Origin of the sequence: Kitasatospora sp. NPDC097605, from assembly GCF_040302725.1 — a bacterium.
GTDB lineage: Bacteria > Actinomycetota > Actinomycetes > Streptomycetales > Streptomycetaceae > Kitasatospora.
Genome location: NZ_JBEOSF010000089.1, coordinates 1 through 2,395, shown reverse-complemented (window position 1 = coordinate 2,395; position 2,395 = coordinate 1). Strand labels below are relative to the sequence as shown.

2 protein-coding genes are annotated in these 2,395 nt (G+C 43.6%); both read right to left on the bottom strand.

Going from position 1 to position 2,395, the window contains the following annotated elements:
• Nucleotides 1–186: 186 nt before the first annotated feature.
• Nucleotides 187–1,542 (bottom strand): group II intron reverse transcriptase/maturase, encoded by a 1,356-nt coding sequence (gene ltrA, locus ABTX81_RS39525; RefSeq protein WP_350555779.1) that lies wholly within the window; start codon nucleotides 1,540–1,542, stop codon nucleotides 187–189.
• Between the two features lie 596 nt (nucleotides 1,543–2,138).
• Nucleotides 2,139–2,395, bottom strand: a 257-nt coding sequence (locus ABTX81_RS39520; protein ID WP_350555777.1) for a hypothetical protein, incomplete at its 5' end; no start/stop codon positions are given.

Sequence of the window (2,395 nt, the reverse complement as noted above, 5' to 3'; positions counted from 1 at the left end):
GGCAGTAATAAAACGAAGATCGTCTCGACTGAAGCGTAGCGAAATGGAGAGATCTATCTTAACAGATTTAGCTTCGCTGAGCACTACGTGGTTCTCGACTTCGTTGCACTTCGCTCGACATGACGTTAACTTTATTAAAATTACCGATCGAGTAGGAAGATAGGGATTATTTCCCTATCTGTCCTCTCACACCACCGTACGTACCGATCGGTATACGGCGGTTTGCCAGAATAACTTCGTTTGGTGTGTCGTTTTCCAATAGTAATAATTAGCGAATCCATCTAGTCCAAGGCCAATAAAGAACTTTTTGTCGAGGGTTGTAAGTAATGTGGGGCTGTTTGCAGTTCTGCAGTACCCCTTACGGGTATTAGCCAACTGATAAGCCCTTGATTTTACCATACCCATCTTCATTAGATTCCGAGCTCTGCCAGTTATACTTTTCCATTGTTTCCATAGAACAATCCGCAGTCTGGTTCTCATCATTTCGTCCAATTTTAACATATGGCTCTTTGCTTCTGCAATAGAGAAATAGTTGACCCATCCATGAATGATTTCCTTAAGCTTTAGTATCCTTTGGTATAATGGAACTGGTTGGCTACCTTTAGTCTGCACTTTTATTTTCTCTTTGATTGCACTTAAGGCTTTGGATGCAATACGCATCTTCCATCCCTGTTTGCTACCATAGAATGAGAACCCAAGCAGACTACTCTGGCTTGGCCTGCTGACCTTACTTTTCTCCCTGTTAACCTTTAGTTTCAGGCAGTCTTCCAGATATACTGAAATACTTGCCATTACCCGATGTGCTGATTTCTTGCTTCTCAAATAGATACTGCAATCATCAGCATAACGTACGAACAGATGGCCACGCTCTTCGAGCTTAGCATCAAGTTCGTGAAGGATAATATTTGATAGTAATGGACTTAATGGACTGCCTTGCGGCATACCTTCTCTTCTTGGGCTTGCCAGGCCGTTTTCCATGATTCCTGCACTCAGATAAAAACGGATAAGCTTCAACGTACGCTTATCCTTTATCTTTACTGACAGCAGATGCATGAGTTTGTCATGGTTTACCCTATCAAAGAACCTCTCCAGGTCAAGTTCCACAATCCAGGTGTAACCTGTGTTAAGATATTCCTGGGCCTTTAACACTGCCTGATGGGCATTGCGCTTTGGCCGGAAACCATAACTGCCAGAAGAAAAGTCGCCCTCGTACTTTGGGCTCAGCCATTGAGAAATGGACTGTTGGATCAACCGGTCAATGACCGTTGGGATGCCAAGCATCCTCTTACCACCGGTGCTTTTGGGTATCTCTACCTTTCTCACAGCGCTTGGCCGGAAATTGCCTTTTAAAATATTAGCCCGTAATCTCTGCCAGTTGGCATTCAGGTAGTCGCGAAGTTCATCGGTCAGTATACCATCAATACCACCAGCACCCTTATTGGCAGTAACCTGCTTAAAGGCTCTTTGTACATTTCGGATGTCTAATATTTCTTCAAGCATAATACTAAAAAAAAAAAACTCCTTCCCAGGCATTGTGCTCATTGGTTGCACGGCTCGGCTCAGCTCCTCTTATAATTTACTCTCGGATTCCGTCCTACCCTCATATAAGCAGTTCTCTAATGTGGTTCCGCTGTAAAAGCTCTGCCATAAACTTCATGTTTCCTTTGCCATCCTAACATTTGGTCCTTTCTGCATCCGGAAAATGCAGTACTACGACCGCTGCTGACTTCTGATTGAGGCATTTGGCAGCTCTACCAAATATTTCTTCTCCTGTAATCGCGCTTACAATTGACAGAACTCATTCAGATCTCCCGGGGTAAGACAATCTACTTCCTATGGATGTGGCCTCTGTATATACGTTATAGTCCCCGTGCAGTATTGGGTTTCTGTTTGTTTGGCAACATCACCCGGACTAAATCCGCCTAGTATACAGTTTCTGTTCGTAAGCCCCCATATTTGCCTCGGACTTCCTTCAGATTCGCAGTCACCCGCGACACCCTTGTCTCTGGCTAGCACTTCCTACTGCAGAGCGTGTTCGGGACTCTAACCCTATAGTCGATTGCCATGCCCGGCGCACCAAACAAAAAAAGCACCTCTTTTCAGAAGTGCTTTAAGGGTATGTTTTTCGATGTTAAATATTATCTGGCTGCAGGCACAAAAGTTAGAATAATGTTTGCAGTTCTGCCACCAAATTCAATTGGTGATTTTAATACCATTTGTGTGCTTGAAAGTTCAGTTAATACCAAACGATAACCTTCAGTTACATTTTTTGCTTTGTCACCCTCGTATATTTTTTTAAACTGGAAGGTTTGATCTTTAGGGGCAGCCGACCAGAAAATGGTCTGCATTACAGCACCACAGGTACTTGATGCAGGTAAGGTATAAGACCCATTAC